This window comes from Peribacillus tepidiphilus (genome assembly GCF_009466385.1).
Lineage (GTDB): Bacteria > Bacillota > Bacilli > Bacillales > DSM-1321 > Bacillus_BN > Bacillus_BN tepidiphilus.
Genome location: NZ_WIAQ01000041.1, coordinates 1 through 19,140 on the forward strand (window position 1 = coordinate 1; position 19,140 = coordinate 19,140).

A 19,140-nucleotide genomic window follows, 5' to 3' on the forward strand; every position below is an offset into this window, starting at 1 on the left:
TCCCTTCGCCCTTGATGGCCGTATCGCAACCTTTTTCGACTGTTTGTCAAGAGCGATTGCGGACTTGGCTATTCCTGAAATCCTGGCGGAGATGCCTAGAACTAGTTTTTCATAGAACTTTTGACACTACCTGATACGACTTATTCACTATATTTAGCGAACAATCCAAATTTTCTGATTATTAAATGTAATCTACAAATTAGTATAGATGCTATTATTCTATATGTCAAAACAAAATTTTTCAGAATAATGATATTTTTCTGTATTAAAGACATGAATATAGTAATAACATCCTATTATGAAATTTTTTTACAATTTTTTACCTCAGAATCACAAATTTCTGCGATTTTTTTCGTCTGCTGATATAACTTAAAAAAATAAAAAAAAATCGATATTATGCTTGAATAAAATTATTCCTATTCAATTTATAAAAAAAGATATTTTAATAAGAAAAGTTGAAGCGCATCTAAATAGAAAAACATCGACATCACAATGCTTCGAAAAGCTACGTACTTTTTAGAGAGACGCAGAAGCTAGTACTGGGCGTACTAAAAAACCACTTCAGCAAAAGCCGAAGTGGTTTACAATTCACAGTGATCGCCAATAGTGAAAGCATCAGCATTACCATCAAAATGTCAACAAAAGGTAGCAATTTCGAAAAAGTAGTTTTTTCATACATATTCTTTTAAAAATTTTTAATTTGAAAAAGTATTTTTCTGTCTATGGATTAGAAGGTAGTTCAAAAGACGGGTTAGCATCGCCTCCACCATTATAAAATTGTGGCACTTGCCCTTCAATGTTAACCATTGCCACTGGTATATCCTGCGTAATGGTATAGACTTCTGTTGCAAACGGAATAATAATTTGTACATTTACCTCAATGTGTATAATGATCTCAACATATGCATTATTAATCCCGTATGGTTTGACCTTTGGTATGACATTAGAACGCACATCTCCAATTGCATTAAATTTCACCGGAATTTTTGGCCCTAAGTTTCCTAGGAGAGCATTATTGGTCGCTTGACCGAGAGGTACAAAAAATACGATCCCCTCAGCCTTTTTACCTTCCTCCAAATCCATTTCTACATCCGTTAAATATTCTAAAGAAGACAAATTACCCTGCTCCGCTTCCTTTAAATTCATAAGGACGAGATTAACTGTCTCTGTGTTTACTCTATTAATAATTTCCGTATTGAATTTAATTTTAGATGTTCCATTATTGTTATTAGGAACAATTTCAATAATATCGTTTAAATCAATGACATTTGCTATTTTTTTATTAATGGCATTACTGATGACGAGTGAAGCAATTTTCCTCGTTTGAGATTCAGCATAGTTCATTAAAGTAGGCTGTATCCCTTTGTTAATAACGAAGAGACCTCCAGCTGTCGACAAAAAAAAGAAGACAAAAGTAAGCAAAAAGACATATCGAATCGGCAAAGGACCTTTCAAACGGGATCGTCCCTTGCGTCTAAAAAACCCCAAAAAAATCCCTCCTTTACAAGCTATATGTATGCTTGTATAGAGGGAATTAGGCTTTTATCTTCAATTTTTTCGATTGGATAGAAATGTAGTTTCGCAGTTTACAATGATAAGATCTAGATGATCTTTAAGGTTAAGTTCATATGGTTTATTCAGTTCTATGCCATTTTCCTCCAAAATCTCAAGGACAGGTCGATCACTGATCCCCATGTTTTGCCTTGAAACAATACCTTTTCGTCTATCGTTCAATTCAACTGTCAACCCAACAGGATAGATGGCGACTGCTTTCCTAAAAGCCTCTACAACTTTTTTATCAAATTGTATTCCTGCACCCGCATAGAGGATCTCCAAACCCTCATGTGGTAGCATGGCTCTCCTGTATACCCTATTTGAGGTAACAGCATCAAACACATCAGCAACTGCAATAATTTTCCCGAAAGAATGGATATCATCGCCTTTTAGACCTCTCGGATATCCAGAACCGTCCAGCCGCTCATGATGCTGATACGCACAGTGGGCGACAAGAAGCGGGAGATTTTGAACCCCCCTGAGAATTTGAAAACCATATTCCGAATGCCTTTTTACTACTTCAAATTCCTCATCCGTTAATCTGCCTGGTTTCATCAAAATTTCAGTTGGAAGCATCATCTTTCCTACGTCATGTAATATTGCCCCCATTCCTAACACTTCCATCTGCTTTTGGTTCAACTTTAGCTCCATTCCAATTGCAAGCGTATATAATGTTACGTTCAATGAGTGAGTGAAAATATAATGATCATATGTATATACATCTGAGAGTAAAGAAAGCAGCTCTTGATTTCCTTTAATTTCATTCATAATGGTACGGATCAATTCCATTAAACGCTTAGAAGCTTTTTCAATGACGAAGCTAGAGGCAAGATCTGCTGATTCTAATTGTGCGAACGTGCTTTCAATCGTTTGGATCGCTTCTCTTCTTAATTCATCTGAAATAGAATTTCTAGGATTTAAATGATCTGTTTTTTGATCAGATATGTAAACAAACGGAATACCCATCTCTTTTAGTCTCAGAATTAACCGATCTGTTAGCTCCACACCCTCATTTAAGAGCACCTGACCACGTTCATTGTATATGCTTTTTCCCAATCTCAAACCAGGCTTTAAGCTTTCCGTTGAAATGAATCTCATGTCTTTCTCCTATTTATCATTCAAATTTAAGAAAATTATCCGATCTTACCAAATATTTTATATTGCTATTATCTTATATTTGAGCATATATTCAATAGGATCTGATCATAATTCTAGTAATTCAAGCAATAATAGGAAATAAGTGTTACAAAATATACATATTATTACAAAGCTGAAAACGCCTACTTATCCTTCCTTTAACATGAATAAAACCCCTTTAGAAAGGTGGCTCTTCCTAAAGGGGTCTTTCTTTTTACATATACATTAACGCATCTCTGCCAAGCATTCCTTTTTTAATTCCCAAATTTTCCGCTTCGAGCGTGACAGATTCTAAAGGAGCATCTAATAATTGATCAAGAGTTTTTACTCCAACTGCTCGGCCAGCAATAATTTTCCGGTCCTGCAGCTTTTCATTTAATAGAGCAACATCTAGAGCTCCGCACATAATATATCCTTTATCGGACGTTACCACTAGCAGGGTTGTTTTGGGCAGTTGTACAGAAATGCCCAAAAATGTTCGTCCTTCAATATCAATCGGTACCATGCTCATCATGGCAATGCACCCCTTTCCTTGACACTCATACTGTATGAAAGCCATGGGGGATGGGTGTATAGATTCTTTAATTTACATGATCTTTTGAAAGCTTATGTTTCAAAAGATCACGTAAAAATTCTGGCATATAATATTTCTTTGTTGTAGATCGTCTAATTTCAGGAAAGAAATGCCCGAATGTAAACATATCAGGGATCGCAAGCTTGTAGTTTTTTTTCGGTTCAAGCTCTTTCCCATTAATGAAAATCTGTGTTAATGAACCTGTTTCTTTTTGAAAATGAACACGGTCATATACCATTTTGCCGATGATTTTCCCTCTAAAGCCCAATCCTTTTAATGGAATATGAGGCCATTCCTCGTTTAGTGACTGCAGCAGCACCTCTTTCAGTTCACTCCCCTTTAACGTCACCAAGCAAGGATTAATAGGATGTGGACAAATTCGGTGAAGGTCCCTTTCTGTTACAGGTCCTTTGGGAAGCCCTTCTAGGAGCAGCCCTGCATTTAAAAAGGCACAATCCGCTTCACACCATTCTCTTAAGCTTTCGCATAAGAGTTCAATCAATTTGTTAGATATAAACCAATCAACCGGCATAGGTTCTTCTAATTCCGTTACAAAGCCATCTAGTTTTTCATTTCCTTCATGGATGTAAGAAGCGATTAATTCTTTTTCGTTTTTTGCTTCCGGAAGCTCATTGGTATCATACAGCCTAGCCTTAAGATTTCGAATGACTGGCACACTATCCAGCTTCAGCTTCAATTCGACATGACCAACATACATGCCAAACTTACCTGCACCGCAAAGCATGCTTTTGTTAACGATTCTTCCTTCATGTAAGATGTGATGGGTATGTCCGCCGAAAATCACTGTGATGTCTGGAAATAGCTCTGCAATCCTTTCATCATCCGACAATCCTAAATGAGAGAGCAGCACAATCACATCAGCATCCTGTTTTACTTTCTCTATTTGGATCGCAAGCTCTTCAAAAGGATCCGTCAGCTTCCAGCCAAGGGTTTCATAAAACTGCTTAAAATAGGCAGTTACTCCAATAAAAGCAATATTCGTACCCTGTTTGGTCGTGTATATAGTATACGGTAAAGCCCAATGAGGCCGCTCCCCGTTTTGATAATAAAGATTTGCAACAAGAACCTGAAAATTTGCCTCATTATATAGCATTTCTAAACCATTGAATGGCAGTGTAATGCCTTCGTTGTTTCCAATCGTCACATAATCATAGTTCGCTTCGTTTAGTAATCTTACATTCCCTTTTCCAAGAAGACCTTCTGTAAAAGGATGCCATCTGTCTGCGTGGTCTCCGATATCAAGAACAAACACTTCTTCTTTCACATCTTGATGCCACTTTTTTCGTTCTAATAAAAATTGCTGAATACGAGGCCAGTTTTCTAGATGACTGTGCAAATCATTTGTATGATAAAAATGAATAATTTCTTCCATTTTCATGCCTCTTTACCCGTTAATACCTTGAATAATAAGTCGTAATCCAATAAATAGTAATAGGATCCGCAAAAAGTTAACCAAGGTGGCACTTTTTAGTTTTGTATTAATAAAGGCTCCTATTTTTGCTCCGAACCAAGCCCCAGGGATCAGGGCAAAAGCATATGGCCAATTAACATTTCCTAGTGTAATGTGCGTAATCGAATTGGTTAACGATGACAAGAAAACAATGAACATAGATGTTGCTACAGCCACATGTGGAGGGAATAAGAATAAAAGAATCATGGTTGGTACGATTAAAGATCCTCCGCCTATTCCAAATATGCCGGAGCAAAATCCTACTGCAAATGATATGATAATGGCCGTAATCGGATTAAAACCATATGTGTGCTCGTTACCGTCTTTATCAACAAATTTTTTCCTTATTTTTATATTTTCTTTTAATGATAAAGGCTTAAGGCGATCTTTTATCATTAAAATAATGGAAACTAAAATAACAAAGCTACCAAAGTATACATTGAAAGCATGTAAATCCAGCGCTTTATTTGCATAAGCCCCAATGATTCCTCCAGGTCCACATCCAGCGAAAAAAATGAGACCTGATTTATAATCAACCGTTTTATGTTTCATATAGGCTAGCGTAGAGGATAATCCTGTAAAAATCATGATAACAGTGGATACACCGACCGCTACTTGCGGAGTAATTCCATCTAAAATGTCTGTATTTGTGCTAAAAAATAGTAAAGCCGGTACAATGATAATGCCCCCACCAAGGCCAATTACTGAACCTATAGCTCCAGCTATAAGCCCTATTCCAAGTAAAACAACTATCCATTCCAAAGCTAACAGCACCTTTTCTATAGAGTAACAGAACGCTAGAGTGCATGATCATTTAGAATCATACCCTTTGTTATCCTATGGATCATTATTACATAATATGTTCTTTAAAAGAGATCCAACTGTTTTGGAGCCAGTCCTTTATATTGGATTTGAAGGAGATCAATCATTTCCTTTGCATTGTCCGCAGCATCCCCACCAGAATTATTGTTAAACAAAACATACAATTCTTTTGTCTGTTTTTTCAGCATGCAAAGCTTGTCCTTCAGTTCATCTAATTCAGCCTTGTTGTACCGGTATAAGAAACGAACCTCTCTCCAGTTGCCCTCAGCAGGCTTTTGCCATCCGTGTACATTTCGTCCGTGCAATCGTACGAGTGTCTTGTCTTTGGTCGTTGCGATTGGCACAAAAGGAATAGATCCCTCACCCGCTTGAGGCTCATCGCAAACACTGTGTATCCACCCTTGTTCTTTCAAAAAAGAAATGGTTCCTTCTTTAAACCTCGGAGAATACCAGGATTGGTTTCTAAATTCAATGGCCGTAGGTATTCCTTCCATTTGACATTTGCACCATCTTAAATATTCAACATTTTCTTTCCTACAGTCGAACCAAGGTGGAAACTGGAACAAAACCATCGCCAGCTTGTTTGCCTCTTGGTAAGGAGTTAATGAATCTCGAAAAGCAGCGAACATCGCTTCTCTGCTTTCAAATGGAATTTCTCCTCTCTGATGGCCTGTCATTCCTTGATAGGCTTTCACAATGAATTCAAATGCTTTTGGCGTTTCTGATACCCACTTCTCTGCGTTCCTCTTCGGCTGAATTGCGTAAAAAGCTGCATCTACCTCTACAATAGGAAAATGTGATGCATATTCCTTTAACTTATCTCGCTGTGCAATCCTTCCGGTATATAACGAGTCATGGTCGCCCCAGCCTGTTACACCAATCTTAATCATAAGCACCCACTCTTACATCATTCATATACTTATTTTATCACAGATACTGCACCAAACCATTATCTAATATATTTCCTAAATAGAATACACTTGCACAAGGAAATCAGTTAATCATTAGGAATACAAATTGTATGAGAGGATAACTTGAAGGCTCAGCCTATTTCAGCTGAGCCTTCTGGTAATGGGATAAGGAGATGAAATCTTATATGGTAAAGGGGGATTCCCATATAAAGTGTTTGAGATTTTTTCGTTAATCTTTTTTCAGTTTTGCTGAAAGTCTATTGCCTAGTGATTGCAGACCTTGCACCAGAATAATCAGTAATATTACCGTTACATACATCACATCGACTTCATAGCGCAGATGACCGAAGCGGTAAGCCAGGTCTCCTAGTCCGCCTCCACCGACAAGTCCTGCCATTGCGGTAGCACCAATTAATCCAATTGTGGCGATCGTCAAGCCTAAAACAATACTTGAACGTGCTTCTCTAACAAGCACATGCCAAATGATATGTCTTGTTTTAATACCCATCGCTTCATAAGCTTCTATGATACCCCGATCGACTTCCAAAAGCGCAGTCTCCATCAATCTAGCAATGTAAGGAGCTGTATAGACAACCAGCGGTACGATGACTCCTTTTACTCCAATGGACGTCCCAACAATAAGCTTTGTAAATGGTAAGATAAAGAACAGTAAAATGATAAATGGTATAGAACGAATAATGTTGATTAGTACATTTAAAAAATTGTAAATCATTTTATTATCAAGGGCCTTTCCTGGTCGAGTTAATACGAGTAGAACTCCAAGAGGAAGTCCGATCAATACGGATATGGTTAAAGAAATCCCAACCATCTGAAAGGTTTGGATGGTCGCTAGCCAAATATCACTTCCCCACAGCTCAAGAAATTCGTTTATTCTGGATGTCACTTTTCTTCACTCCTTCCACATGTACACCTTGCTCCTCTAGGAAACTGACAGCTTTTTCGATTTCATGATTGTTCCCCTTCAAATGGACAACTAGCTGACCAAATGACTCCTCTTTCAAGCGAGTGATACTCCCTGACAAAATATTTGGATATACATCATATTTTTTGCTGACCAGTGCAAGGGCTGGCTCTCCTGAAGATTTCCCGAAAAAGGACAGTGTGGCGACATGCCCTGTTTTATTTAGTTCCTTTAATAAATCATCCGGAACATTATGTGAAAAAAGGCTGTTTACAAATTTTTTCGTTGTTGGATGCTGTGGTGATGTGAAAATGTCTCTCGTACGTCCTTCTTCAATGACTTGCCCATTTTCCATCACTGCTACTCTGTCGCAAATTCTTTGGATAACATTCATCTCATGGGTGATGAGCAAAATGGTTATGCCAAGCTCACGGTTGATTTTTAAGAGTAAATCAAGAATCGCTTCCGTTGTATCCGGATCGAGTGCACTCGTTGCTTCATCACTTAGCAGCACTTCCGGTTCAAAAGATAAGGCACGGGCAATCGCTACACGCTGCTTTTGACCGCCAGAAAGCTCAGCAGGATACGCATGATGCTTTTCTTCTAGGCCTACAATTTTCAAATATTTATGGACTCTTTCTTCCACAGTATGTTTATCTAATCCAGTTAAACGCAGGGGCAAAGCAATATTTTCATAAACCGTTGCCGTTTTTAGTAAGTTGAATCCTTGGAAAATCATGCCGATACTTCCTCTTGCTTCACGGAGCTTACTTTGCGAGAGCTTAGTTAAATCTACACCTTTTACTTTTACTTTCCCTTTATCAGGTTTTTCTAATAAATTCACACAACGAATTAAAGTACTTTTTCCGGCTCCGCTATACCCAATAACCCCGAAAATTTCCCCTTTCTTCACAGATAATGATACATTTTTTAAAGCTTCAATATTTCCTTTCTTACTTGAAAAGGATTTAGAGATGCCTTCTAATTCAATCATTTGTAAAACTCCCTTCTGCAAGCTGATTCTCACCTGAGCTTTGTATTCAAAAAACTCAGGTGAGTTGTAATGGTATCAAGCTTTTTTTATCCAAGTTTATCTGATTTTAATTCATTCTTACCAAGAAGCAACAACTGAGCCTTGGAATGTTTCTTCAATAAATTTCTTCACTTCATCAGAGTGATACAAATCCAAAAATTGTTGAACGGCTTCATCATCCTTTGATTCTGAACGGACAGCCGCAATATTTACCCAAGGTGAATCCTTTGGCTCGATGAAAATAGAGTCCTTTGATGGTACAAATCCATGTTCGATCGCAAAGTTTGTATTAATGGCAGCAGCATCAAGCTCTTCAAGCTGTCTAGGAATCTGTGAAGCCTCCAATTCAATGAATTGGTAATCGTTTTTGTTTTCTTCGATATCCTTTAATGTCGCTTTTACTCCTACGTCGTCTTTTAGCTTAATCAATCCAGCTTGCTCAAAAAGAATTAATGCGCGTGCACCGTTTGTCGGATCATTTGGAAGTCCAATTTTCGCACCTTTTTTCAAGTCTTTCACATCTTTAACGGATGTAGAATATATCCCCATAGGGAAATTAACAGTATCTCCTACCTTTACTAAATCTAAGTTTCGATCTTCCTTGAAAGCATTCAAATACGGTTCATGCTGAAATACGTTCAGATCCAATTCTTTTTCAGCTAAAGCTACATTTGGCATTACATATTCGTTGAAGACTTTGAGTTCAATCTTTAAACCTTTCTTTTCACCTAGTTCTTTTACTTTTTCTAAAATTTGCTCATGAGGGCCTGCTGTAACGCCCACAACCAATTTACCGTCGCTCAATAAACCTTCTGCTTTTTCTTGTTTAGATGATGCAGAATCGCTTCCGCATGCTGCTAAGGCAGCTAATACAACAACTAGTAAAATAGACAATATCCATTTTTTCATTTTTCATTACCTCTTTTCTGATTAAATTTATATTTTTAGTTGGTTTTATAAAAAAAATCGTAATGTACCATTTAAAATAGTTGGTATCGCTATTCCCTCCTTCTACCTTAAGCTAGAGAGGTCATGCCAATAAAAAATGCCTCTCCAAAAGAGAGGCATTAGAAGAACCTATAAAAAAGTCCGTACCTCTCTTATCTCTCAAAATACATTCGTATTTTGCAGGATTTAGCACCTTTTCTAAGCAACATGATGATTGCATAGAACGGTTGCCGGGCTTCATCGGGCCAGTCCCTCCGCCACTCTTTATAAGAGATTTGCTTATTAAATTATAGATTTTATATTATGCTGAATAAAAAGAATTGTCAACATTTTTATTTATTTTTAGCTGTATGTAAAAAAGGCTGCCCATAAGTCGGTTATTCCGATTTATGGGTCAGCCCCTCTTACAATAGATTATCCGATGGAGCCTTCCATTTCGAATTTGATTAAGCGGTTCATTTCTACCGCGTATTCCATTGGAAGCTCTTTTGTGAATGGCTCAATGAATCCCATTACAATCATTTCTGTCGCTTCTTGCTCAGAGATTCCACGGCTCATGAGGTAGAATAATTGCTCTTCAGAAACCTTAGAAACCTTTGCTTCGTGCTCTAAAGAAATGTTGTCGTTTAGGATTTCATTGTATGGAATCGTATCAGAAGTTGATTGATTATCCATAATTAACGTGTCGCACTCAATGTTCGCACGAGCTCCGTCAGCTTTGCGGCCAAAGTGAACAATACCTCGGTATGTTACTTTTCCGCCCTGCTTTGAAATCGATTTGGAAACAATTGTAGAAGACGTGTTTGGAGCTAAGTGAATCATTTTCGCTCCTGCATCCTGATGCTGTCCTTTACCTGCAATCGCAATAGACAGAGTCATTCCGCGAGCGCCTTCTCCTTTAAGGATGACTGCCGGATATTTCATCGTTAACTTAGAACCGATGTTTCCGTCAATCCATTCCATCGTTGCGTTCTCTTCACAAACCGCACGCTTTGTTACAAGGTTAAACACATTGTTCGCCCAGTTTTGGATGGTCGTATAGCGGCAATAAGCGCCTTTTTTGATGATGATTTCAACAACTGCGCTGTGCAGGGAGTTCGTTGTATAAACAGGTGCTGTACAACCTTCTACATAGTGAACATGAGCACCTTCATCTACGATAATTAACGTACGTTCGAACTGACCCATGTTTTCAGAATTGATACGGAAGTACGCTTGCAGCGGAGTATCCACTTTCACTCCTTTTGGTACATAGATGAACGATCCACCTGACCAAACCGCTGAGTTAAGTGCTGCAAATTTGTTATCAGTTGGTGGAATAACGGTTGCCCAATGCTCACGGAAGATATCTTCATTTTCTTTAAGGGCAGAGTCAGTATCCTTAAAGATGATACCTTGAGCTTCCAAATCTTCCTTCATGTTGTGGTATACAACCTCAGATTCATACTGTGCAGAAACTCCCGCAAGGTATTTTTGCTCAGCTTCAGGAATTCCAAGCTTATCAAATGTTTGCTTAATTTCTTCCGGAACTTCATCCCATGAACGCTCTGATTTTTCAGATGGCTTAACATAGTAGGTAATTTCATCAAAATTTAAGCTTTTCAAATCTCCGCCCCATTGTGGCATCGGCATTTTGTAAAAATGCTCTAATGATTTAAGGCGGAAGTCAAGCATCCATTGCGGCTCTCCCTTCATGCGCGAAATCTCTTCTACGATTTCTTTTGTTAAACCGCGCTTAGAACGGAAGATAGAAACATCTCTATCCGCAAAACCGTATTTATAATCGCCGATCTCTGGCATTTTTTTCGCCATAGCTCGATTCCTCCATTTCAAAACGGCAAGAGAATGGCGCTCACTCTCTGCCGTTATTGTATTTTAATTCTTGAGGCCTTTCTCCATCGCTTTCCAAGCTAACGTAGCACATTTAATTCGTGCCGGAAATTTCGAAACTCCTTGTAAAGCCTCGATGTCTCCAAGGTCAAGATCATGATCATCATATTCCTTGCCTTGCATCATGTTAGAAAAAATCCGGGACATTTTCAGTGCCGTATCTACATCTTTCCCTTTTATGGCTTGTGTCATCATGGATGCGGAAGACATGGAAATAGAACAGCCTTCCCCATCAAATTTGGCATCCACTACTTTACCATCTTCGACTTTCATCGTTAGATGAATGCGATCGCCACAAGTAGGGTTATTCATATCTATCGTTAAATTGCCTTCCTCTAATGCCCCTTTATTACGCGGATTTTTATAGTGATCCATGATCACCTGGCGATAAAGAGCATCTAAATTGTTAAAAGACATTGCTGAAATACTCCTTTGTTTTGATAAGCCCTTCAACCAGCTTATCAATATCTTTTTCCGTATTATAGAGATAGAAACTTGCTCTCGCTGTAGCAGAAGCCTTTAACCATCTCATCAACGGCTGTGCACAGTGATGACCTGCGCGGACGGCAATTCCTTCAGCATCCAATACAGTAGCTACATCGTGAGGATGCACATCTTCAATATTAAATGTAATCACTCCTGCACGCTTAGACGGATCTTTTGGACCGTAAATCGTAATGCCTTCAATCGTGGACATTTTTTCAAGCGCGTAAGCGGCCAGATTATGCTCATGCGCTTCAATATTTTGAAGTCCCACTTCTTCTAAAAAGTCAATGGCTGCACCAAGCCCGATGGCGCCAGCAATGATTGGCGTTCCTCCTTCAAACTTCCACGGAAGCTCCTTCCATGTTGAGTCGTAAAGGTCCACGAAATCAATCATCTCACCGCCAAACTCGATCGGCTCCATGTTTTCGAGAAGCTCTTTTTTACCGTATAGTACACCTATACCAGTCGGCCCACACATTTTATGACCAGAGAAAGCGTAGAAATCGCAATCCAAATCTTTCACGTCAATTTTAATATGAGGAGCTCCCTGTGCACCATCTACAACCATTATTGCACCATTTTCATGAGCAATTTGTGCAAGCTCTTTAACTGGGTTGATTACCCCTAACACATTCGAAACATGCATGATTGAAACAATTTTCGTATTTGAAGTGATGGTTTTTCGGGCATCTTCCAAAGAAATGGTGCCGTCCTCTTGAAGAGGAAGGTATTTTAATGTCGCTCCTGTTTGTTTTGCAACCTGCTGCCAAGGAATGATATTGCTGTGATGTTCCATATAAGAAATTACGATTTCATCGCCCTCTGACAGGTTAGCACGACCATAGCTTGCTGCAACCGTATTAAGAGAGGTAGTCGTTCCTCTTGTAAAAATCACTTCCTCAATAGATGAGGCATTTATAAATTTCCGAACCTTTTCACGTGCACCTTCGTAGCCGTCAGTAGCTCTCGTTCCTAATGTATGGACACCGCGGTGAACATTGGAGTTATATTCTCGGTAGTATTTTTCAAGTGTTTCGATCACTTGCACCGGTTTTTGGGAAGTAGCGGCAGAATCCAAATAGACAAGCGGGTTACCATTCACTTCCTGGTTTAAAATAGGAAAGAGCTTACGAATTTCGTATGCATTCATTATCTTACTTTCCTTTCAATAACCTCAATTAACTGCTTTTTAACTCCTTCAATTGGAAGTTCGTTGACAACAGGTGCCAAGAATCCATGAATAATTAAACGCTCGGCTTCCACTTTTGGAATACCACGGCTCATTAAATAATAAAGCTGGATTGGATCAACACGACCAACAGATGCCGCATGACCAGCTGTTACGTCATCTTCATCAATTAAAAGAATTGGGTTAGCGTCCCCACGAGCCTTGTCGCTTAGCATAAGAACACGGGATTCTTGCTCAGCGTTTGATTTGGAAGCGCCGTGCTCAATTTTACCAATTCCGTTAAATATGGAGGAAGCACTGTCCTTCATAACACCATGCTTCAAAATATACCCTTCAGAATGCTTTCCATGATGAATGATACTCGTTGTGAAATTTTGCTTTTGCTCACCACGACCAACAACAACTGTTTTCGTGTCGCCAAAAGAGCCGTCGCCAACTAAATGTGTGATATTTTCAGAAATCGTATCACCATCGTTCATTAATCCAAGTGCCCATTCAATTCTAGCATCTCTTCCTGCAACTCCACGGCGATTTACATAAGTTGTAATGCCTTTAGATAAGGCGTCCACTGCACCGTATGCTACCTTTGCGTTTGTACCTGCAATGACTTCAGTCGCAATATTAACAATTCCGTTTTCGCCTTCTACTGTAGAAATGTAGTTTTCTACGTACGTTACAGAGCTATTATCTTCTGCAACAATCAATACATGGTTGAAAAGTGCCACTTCAGCGTTGTCATGAACAAAAACTGCTTGAATTGGATCTTTTACTTCTACGTTCTTTGGTACATACAAGAACACTCCGCCGTTCATTAACGCCGCATGAAGAGCAGTTAATCGGTGTTCAGTTACTTTTATTCCGTCTTTCATAAAATATTTTTGAACTAAGTCGCTGTGTTCTTTTGCAGCAGTCAAAATATCGGTGAAAATAACACCCTGATTCTTCAATTCTTCGGATAATGTTGAATATGCCGGGGTGTTGTTTCTTTGAATATAAAGATTTTCACTTCCCTCAGCAGTGTTCAAAAGAGACTTAACACTTTCAGGAAGTTCTTCCAATGAAGAATATTTCTCGCTGTTCACAGTGTGCTGCTTAAAGTTTGTAAAATTCCATTTATCGATTTTTGTTTTGTCAGGCTTAGGCATTGGCAAGTTCTCGAAGCTTTCAAGCGCTTGAACGCGAAGCTCCGCAAGCCAGCCCGGTTCGTTGTTTTCTTTTGAAAAAGAGCTCACATACTCTTTCTCGATCGGTAGTTTAGTTTCCGTCGTCATGCTTATCCTCCTAACGCTTATGCTTCTTGGCCTACAGTTTCGTCTTCAATACCCAATTCTTTCTTGATCCAGTCATAGCCTTCTGCCTCTAAGCGCTGTGCAAGCTCAGGACCGCCTGATTTTACTACACGACCTTGCATCATGACGTGAACATAATCAGGAGTAATATAGTTTAAAAGGCGTTGATAGTGTGTAATAATCAAGCAACCGAAATCTTCTCCACGCATTGCGTTAATTCCTTTGGAAACAACCTTTAATGCGTCAATATCTAGACCGGAATCAATTTCGTCTAAGATCGCGATCTTTGGCTCAAGCATCATTAATTGAAGGATTTCATTTCGTTTTTTCTCACCACCAGAGAAACCTTCATTTAAATAACGCTGTGCCATATCTTGATCCATTTCCAAGAATGCCATTTTTTCATCCATTTTGCGGATAAACTTCATTAATGAAATCTCGTCGCCTTCTTCACGACGGCTGTTCATTGCAGAACGTAGGAAGTCAGCGTTCGTTACGCCTGAAATTTCACTCGGATATTGCATCGCAAGGAATAGACCCGCTCTAGCACGCTCATCTACTTCCATTTCTAAAACGTCTTTTCCATCTAAAGTAATGCTTCCGCTTGTCACTTCGTATTTCGGATGACCCATAATCGCAGAGGAAAGAGTGGATTTACCCGTACCGTTCGGACCCATGATTGCATGGATTTCTCCTCCCTTTACTTCCAGGTTAACGCCCTTTAAGATTTCTTTTCCTTCAATTGATACATGAAGATCTTTAATTGTTAAAGTTGATCCTGCCATATTTATACCTCCGTCATTGTTGCTTTATATAATAAAGCTATAGTCATTCTCAATTTATTCTCATTACAATCTTATAACAAATGAAAATTGTTAGCAACTAATAAAGAGATGGTTTTCCCTACATCAGTAGTGAAAAACAGTAGAAGTCCAATAAATCCTGTGTTTATGCCCTTTTTACTTTGTTCTGTATACTACCTTACTATACCCAAAATACCTTTATACAAATAGGAAAAGCTAGTGAATATTCACCAGCTTTTAAATAGTTCCTATTAAAAAAGAAGCCGACATCTATAACGAATGTCGACTTCTTATTTTATTTTTATTCAGATACAGGTACAACGGCTCCCTTGTACTGTTTTTTAATAAATTCTTGAATTTCTTTAGAGTGTAAAACTTCAACTAACGCTTTAATTTCTTCGCGAGTTTCATCGCCTTTTTTCACAGCAATTACGTTAACGTAAGGTGATTGGGAATCTTCAATAGCGATCGAATCTTCAACAGGATTTAATTCTGCATCAATTGCATAGTTTGAGTTAATTAAAACTGCGTCACCTTCATTGTTTTCATATACTTGCGGTAAAAGTGATGCTTCAATATCCGTTTTAAATTTCAAATTCTTTTTGTTTTCAACGATATCATCCACTGTAGCAGTCGTTTTATCGATGCCCTCTTTTAAAGTGATAAGACCTTTGGCTTCAAGCATGGAAAGGATTCGTCCATGGTCGGCTACTGAGCTGCTCATAATGATTTGTGCACCTTCCGGAAGCTCTTCTAAACTTTTATATTTTTTTGAATATACCCCGATCGGTTCAATGTGAATGCCGCCAGCGTTTACAAAGTCGTAACCATGTTCTTTAATTTGAGACTCAAGGTAAGGAATGTGCTGGAAGTAGTTTGCATCAAGCTCTCCTTCATCCAAAGCTTTGTTAGGCATAATGTAGTCCTGGTAAGGAACAATCTCAAGCTCGATTCCTTTTTCCTTAAGTAGAGGTGCAGCTTCTTCCAAAATTTCTGCGTGTGGAACATTTGATGCACCTACAACGATTTTCTTGCTTTCTTTTTCTCCTTCAGCTCCACCTTTTCCTTCTTCTTTACTTGTGCCGCAAGCAGCTAACAGAAGAGAAAGGGTTAAAACAACTAACAAACTCCAATACTTTTTCATGTCACCATACTCCTTTTATCTTTTATCTAATTTTGATGTAATCATATCTCCAAAAAATTGGATGATGAAAACAATGATTAATATAATAATAGTCCCCACAAGCGTTACATCATCTCGTGAACGCTGAAAACCTTCTAGATAGACAAGATTTCCAAGTCCTCCGGCGCCGATGACGCCCGCCATCGCAGTATAGCCAACAAGGGCAATAGCTGTAACGGTAATCCCTGATACGAGGGCAGGCATTGATTCTGGCAGCAGTACCTTCAAAATAATTGTACTCGTTTTGGCTCCCATCGCTTTTGCTGCCTCAATTACACCTTTATCAATCTCGCGTAGGGCAATTTCAACCATTCTTGCATAGAATGGTGCTGCTCCAATAATTAAAGCAGGAAGGGCTGCGTCTTCCCCGATAATGGTACCGACCACTGCTTTCGTGAAAGGAATCAACAAAACAATCAATATAATGAATGGAATCGATCTGAAAATATTCACCAAGCCACTTACAACAAGATTAACCACCTTGTTCTCCCATAAATGACCCTTTGATGTTAAAAATAACAGTAGTCCAAGTACGATACCGAAAATAAATGTTACCAGCACAGATACACCTGTCATGTACAGGGTCTCAACCGTCGCCTCATACATCCTGTCCCATTTTACATTCGGAAGATATGTCTCAAGCATGATTGATTACCTCCACACTGACATGCTGTTCTTGAATATAAGCAAGGGCGCGATTCACTTCATGCTCCTCGCCATCAACATGAATAAACAATGTTCCATAAGATCCTTTTTGAGTTTGAGAAATTTTCCCTTGAACGATGTTGACTTCCAAGTGAAAATTACGGATCAGTCGGGAAATGAGTGGCTTTTCCGCTTCATCTCCAACAAAAGTAAGCTGGATGACTTTTCCTTTTGGATAGCGCTCTAACAAGTGATCAATGGCTTCTTTCGTTTCCTCTGGCTCTGTAACCTGCTGTACGAACCTTTTTGTAATCGGCTGTTTAGGATTCTTGAACACATCAAGTACCTCGCCCATTTCAACAATACGTCCTTTTTCCATCACGGCCACTCGATGGCAGATTTTTCGGATGACATGCATTTCATGTGTAATAAGTACGATGGTTAAACCTAATTTTTTATTGATGTCCACAAGAAGTTCTAATATAGCATCCGTTGTTTGTGGATCAAGGGCAGAAGTGGCTTCGTCACAAAGAAGTACCTTTGGATTGTTCGCTAAAGCTCTGGCAATTCCAACCCTTTGCTTTTGACCGCCACTTAGCTGAGATGGATAGGCGTTTTCTCTTCCTTCCAAGCCGACAAGCTTTATCAATTCATCGACACGTTTTTTCCTTTGCTCTTTTCCGACACCAGCAATTTCAAGGGGGAAAGCAATATTTTCCATCACTGTTCTTGACCAAAGCAAATTAAAATGCTGAAAAATCATCCCGATTTCCTGACGAGCCTTCCTCAGCTGGCTGCCTTTTATTCTGGATATTTCTTTATCTCCTACAATCACTTGACCTTCAGTAGGCAGCTCCAATCCATTAAGCATCCGGATCAGTGTACTCTTGCCTGCCCCGCTATAGCCGATAATACCGAAAATCTCACCGCTATTTATTTTCAAATGGATATCGTCTACCGCCTTAATGCTATCTGATGCCGAAAAACCTGTTTTAAATACCTTCGTCACCTTCGACAAGGTAATCATGATGTTCACCCCGTTCCTTCCAATAAACCTTATAGACTATAGTATTTATATACAATTTCTTATAGTAAAAAAGCCTTTCTGCTAGTGAGCAGAAAGGCGTAAAATACTATTAGTCCTTTCTCTCATCTTTCAAAGTCCATAGACTTTGTGTGACTTGGCACCATTTCAAAATTCATTACGAACTTTGACGGTTGCCGGGCTTCATAGGGCACATCCCTCCACCACTCTGGATAAGAGCATCTAAAAATAATTCAATTATTGTATTACAATAATAAATGTATGGTACGAGAGTGATTCTATCATGTCAATTTTTGGCTGTCAACAAAAAGTTTTGAATTTGTAGAAAATTCGCTGTGTTAAAAAGGTTTTATTTTTCGATAGACAAAGCCTATTTAAATTAGCCAGTTAACATCAGGGGCAATTGTCCACCAAGTTAGACTTCACCGATCCTTTAAATCTTAAAGTGGAAGGCTTAGTTCCCGTTCATGCGGGATGAATTTCCAATCATACTCTTGCAGATAACGATGTAACTCCGGTCGCTTTTTCAATCGCTTGTTCTAGATCCTCTAGCAAATCATCCACATTTTCAATTCCTACAGATAGTCGGACAAGGTCCTCCGTTACTCCTGATGCTTTAATTTCTTCTGGATTAAGCTGTTGATGGGTTGTGGAGGCTGGATGGATTATTAAGCTCTTAGCGTCCCCAACGTTTGCAAGATGAGACCATAACTTCACTGAATTAATTAACACTGACCCTGCTTCTCTTCCACCTTCGATTCCAAAAACAACAACCGCTCCTGCCCCCTTCGGAAGATATTTGTTTGCCAAGTCATGAGCTGGGTGGTTTGCTTCTCCCGGATATAGTACCCACTTAACAGCAGGATGACTTTTCAAATATTCCACTACTTTTTTCGTGTTGGCGATATGCTCCTTCATACGAACGTGCAACGTTTCTAGACCTAAGTTAAATTGGAAAGCATTGAACGGACTGATCGCTGGACCTAAATCGCGCAATAGTTGAACTCTTGCTTTTGCGATATAAGCCGCAGCACCAAGCGCTTCTGCATAAACGATATTATTGTAGCTTGGGTCAGGCTGAGTAAAGCCAGGGAATTTTGGCTCTATACTAAATGTGGTGGTCATGCTTATCATCTCAAGGGCTCAGATAATTCACAAAAAATGATTAAAAAATAACACCTTCTTCTCTCTCTTTGATAATCTAAAGTTGCCAACAATAGAAACCAAAGGGAGAGAAG

General features: G+C 39.0%; 17 protein-coding genes, 1 pseudogene and 2 riboswitches. All 18 genes and pseudogenes read right to left on the minus strand.

Features of this window, described 5'->3' with window-relative positions:
• Positions 1–720: 720 nt before the first annotated feature.
• Positions 721–1,488, minus strand: a complete 768-nt coding sequence (gene yunB, locus GD441_RS15535; RefSeq protein WP_191992207.1) for a sporulation protein YunB — start codon at positions 1,486–1,488, stop codon at positions 721–723.
• Positions 1,489–1,548: 60 nt separating this feature from the next.
• Entirely contained in the window at positions 1,549–2,652 is a 1,104-nt protein-coding gene (locus GD441_RS15540; RefSeq protein WP_153127343.1) for an HD-GYP domain-containing protein, read from the minus strand.
• Between the two features lie 253 nt (positions 2,653–2,905).
• On the minus strand, positions 2,906–3,205 hold the full coding sequence (locus tag GD441_RS15545; RefSeq protein ID WP_153127344.1) for a YunC family protein: 300 nt from the start codon (positions 3,203–3,205) through the stop codon (positions 2,906–2,908).
• 67 nt (positions 3,206–3,272) lie between these two features.
• Positions 3,273–4,658, minus strand: coding sequence for a bifunctional metallophosphatase/5'-nucleotidase (locus GD441_RS15550; protein ID WP_153127345.1), 1,386 nt, complete (start codon positions 4,656–4,658; stop codon positions 3,273–3,275).
• A 12-nt stretch (positions 4,659–4,670) separates the two neighbouring features.
• The gene (locus tag GD441_RS15555) at positions 4,671–5,498 is read right to left on the minus strand and encodes a sulfite exporter TauE/SafE family protein (protein WP_153127346.1); all 828 of its coding nucleotides are present in this window, start codon (positions 5,496–5,498) and stop codon (positions 4,671–4,673) included.
• Positions 5,499–5,602: 104 nt separating this feature from the next.
• Positions 5,603–6,448 (minus strand): DUF72 domain-containing protein, encoded by an 846-nt coding sequence (locus tag GD441_RS15560; protein WP_153127347.1) that lies wholly within the window; start codon positions 6,446–6,448, stop codon positions 5,603–5,605.
• 250 nt (positions 6,449–6,698) lie between these two features.
• Entirely contained in the window at positions 6,699–7,361 is a 663-nt protein-coding gene (locus GD441_RS15565; RefSeq protein WP_420849715.1) for a methionine ABC transporter permease, read from the minus strand.
• Positions 7,345–8,385: a methionine ABC transporter ATP-binding protein gene (locus tag GD441_RS15570; protein ID WP_153127348.1), complete on the minus strand. Its 1,041-nt coding sequence runs from the start codon at positions 8,383–8,385 to the stop codon at positions 7,345–7,347. Before GD441_RS15570 ends, GD441_RS15565 begins: the two co-directional genes overlap by 17 nt.
• A 117-nt stretch (positions 8,386–8,502) precedes the next feature.
• Entirely contained in the window at positions 8,503–9,333 is an 831-nt protein-coding gene (locus GD441_RS15575; protein WP_153127349.1) for a MetQ/NlpA family ABC transporter substrate-binding protein, read from the minus strand.
• Between the two features lie 188 nt (positions 9,334–9,521).
• A riboswitch (SAM riboswitch) is annotated at positions 9,522–9,645 on the minus strand.
• Positions 9,646–9,786: 141 nt separating this feature from the next.
• On the minus strand, positions 9,787–11,184 hold the full coding sequence (gene sufB / locus GD441_RS15580) for a Fe-S cluster assembly protein SufB (RefSeq protein WP_153127350.1): 1,398 nt from the start codon (positions 11,182–11,184) through the stop codon (positions 9,787–9,789).
• Positions 11,185–11,247: 63 nt separating this feature from the next.
• Entirely contained in the window at positions 11,248–11,679 is a 432-nt protein-coding gene (gene sufU, locus GD441_RS15585) for a Fe-S cluster assembly sulfur transfer protein SufU (protein WP_153127351.1), read from the minus strand.
• Positions 11,669–12,898, minus strand: coding sequence for a cysteine desulfurase (locus tag GD441_RS15590; RefSeq protein ID WP_153127352.1), 1,230 nt, complete (start codon positions 12,896–12,898; stop codon positions 11,669–11,671). Before GD441_RS15590 ends, sufU begins: the two co-directional genes overlap by 11 nt.
• On the minus strand, positions 12,898–14,208 hold the full coding sequence (gene sufD, locus GD441_RS15595; RefSeq protein ID WP_153127353.1) for a Fe-S cluster assembly protein SufD: 1,311 nt from the start codon (positions 14,206–14,208) through the stop codon (positions 12,898–12,900). Before sufD ends, GD441_RS15590 begins: the two co-directional genes overlap by 1 nt.
• A gap of 17 nt (positions 14,209–14,225) precedes the next feature.
• Positions 14,226–15,011 carry a Fe-S cluster assembly ATPase SufC gene (gene sufC, locus GD441_RS15600; RefSeq protein ID WP_153127354.1) on the minus strand — a complete coding sequence of 262 codons (786 nt, stop codon included), beginning with the start codon at positions 15,009–15,011 and terminating at the stop codon, positions 14,226–14,228.
• Between the two features lie 319 nt (positions 15,012–15,330).
• Positions 15,331–16,173, minus strand: coding sequence for a MetQ/NlpA family ABC transporter substrate-binding protein (locus GD441_RS15605; protein WP_153127355.1), 843 nt, complete (start codon positions 16,171–16,173; stop codon positions 15,331–15,333).
• A gap of 15 nt (positions 16,174–16,188) precedes the next feature.
• Entirely contained in the window at positions 16,189–16,857 is a 669-nt protein-coding gene (locus GD441_RS15610; protein ID WP_153127356.1) for a methionine ABC transporter permease, read from the minus strand.
• Positions 16,850–17,884 carry a methionine ABC transporter ATP-binding protein gene (locus GD441_RS15615; RefSeq protein WP_153127357.1) on the minus strand — a complete coding sequence of 345 codons (1,035 nt, stop codon included), beginning with the start codon at positions 17,882–17,884 and terminating at the stop codon, positions 16,850–16,852. Before GD441_RS15615 ends, GD441_RS15610 begins: the two co-directional genes overlap by 8 nt.
• 119 nt (positions 17,885–18,003) lie before the next feature.
• A riboswitch (SAM riboswitch) is annotated at positions 18,004–18,121 on the minus strand.
• Between the two features lie 267 nt (positions 18,122–18,388).
• Positions 18,389–19,003: pseudogene (locus tag GD441_RS15620) on the minus strand (PLP-dependent transferase); the annotation flags it as partial.
• Between the last annotated feature and the right edge of the window lie 137 nt (positions 19,004–19,140).

What these genes read in the sequence shown, in the direction of transcription:
- GD441_RS15540 (WP_153127343.1), bottom strand. Translation starts at nt 2,652, where the DNA reads ATGAGATTCATTTCAACGGAAAGCTTAAAGCCTGGTTTGAGATTGGGA.
- GD441_RS15545 (WP_153127344.1), bottom strand. Translation starts at nt 3,205, where the DNA reads ATGATGAGCATGGTACCGATTGATATTGAAGGACGAACATTTTTGGGC.
- GD441_RS15550 (WP_153127345.1), bottom strand. Translation starts at nt 4,658, where the DNA reads ATGGAAGAAATTATTCATTTTTATCATACAAATGATTTGCACAGTCAT.
- GD441_RS15560 (WP_153127347.1), bottom strand. Translation starts at nt 6,448, where the DNA reads ATGATTAAGATTGGTGTAACAGGCTGGGGCGACCATGACTCGTTATAT.
- GD441_RS15570 (WP_153127348.1), bottom strand. Translation starts at nt 8,385, where the DNA reads ATGATTGAATTAGAAGGCATCTCTAAATCCTTTTCAAGTAAGAAAGGA.
- GD441_RS15575 (WP_153127349.1), bottom strand. Translation starts at nt 9,333, where the DNA reads ATGAAAAAATGGATATTGTCTATTTTACTAGTTGTTGTATTAGCTGCC.
- sufB (WP_153127350.1), bottom strand. Translation starts at nt 11,184, where the DNA reads ATGGCGAAAAAAATGCCAGAGATCGGCGATTATAAATACGGTTTTGCG.
- sufU (WP_153127351.1), bottom strand. Translation starts at nt 11,679, where the DNA reads ATGTCTTTTAACAATTTAGATGCTCTTTATCGCCAGGTGATCATGGAT.
- GD441_RS15590 (WP_153127352.1), bottom strand. Translation starts at nt 12,898, where the DNA reads ATGAATGCATACGAAATTCGTAAGCTCTTTCCTATTTTAAACCAGGAA.
- sufD (WP_153127353.1), bottom strand. Translation starts at nt 14,208, where the DNA reads ATGACGACGGAAACTAAACTACCGATCGAGAAAGAGTATGTGAGCTCT.
- sufC (WP_153127354.1), bottom strand. Translation starts at nt 15,011, where the DNA reads ATGGCAGGATCAACTTTAACAATTAAAGATCTTCATGTATCAATTGAA.
- GD441_RS15605 (WP_153127355.1), bottom strand. Translation starts at nt 16,173, where the DNA reads ATGAAAAAGTATTGGAGTTTGTTAGTTGTTTTAACCCTTTCTCTTCTG.
- GD441_RS15610 (WP_153127356.1), bottom strand. Translation starts at nt 16,857, where the DNA reads ATGCTTGAGACATATCTTCCGAATGTAAAATGGGACAGGATGTATGAG.
- GD441_RS15615 (WP_153127357.1), bottom strand. Translation starts at nt 17,884, where the DNA reads ATGATTACCTTGTCGAAGGTGACGAAGGTATTTAAAACAGGTTTTTCG.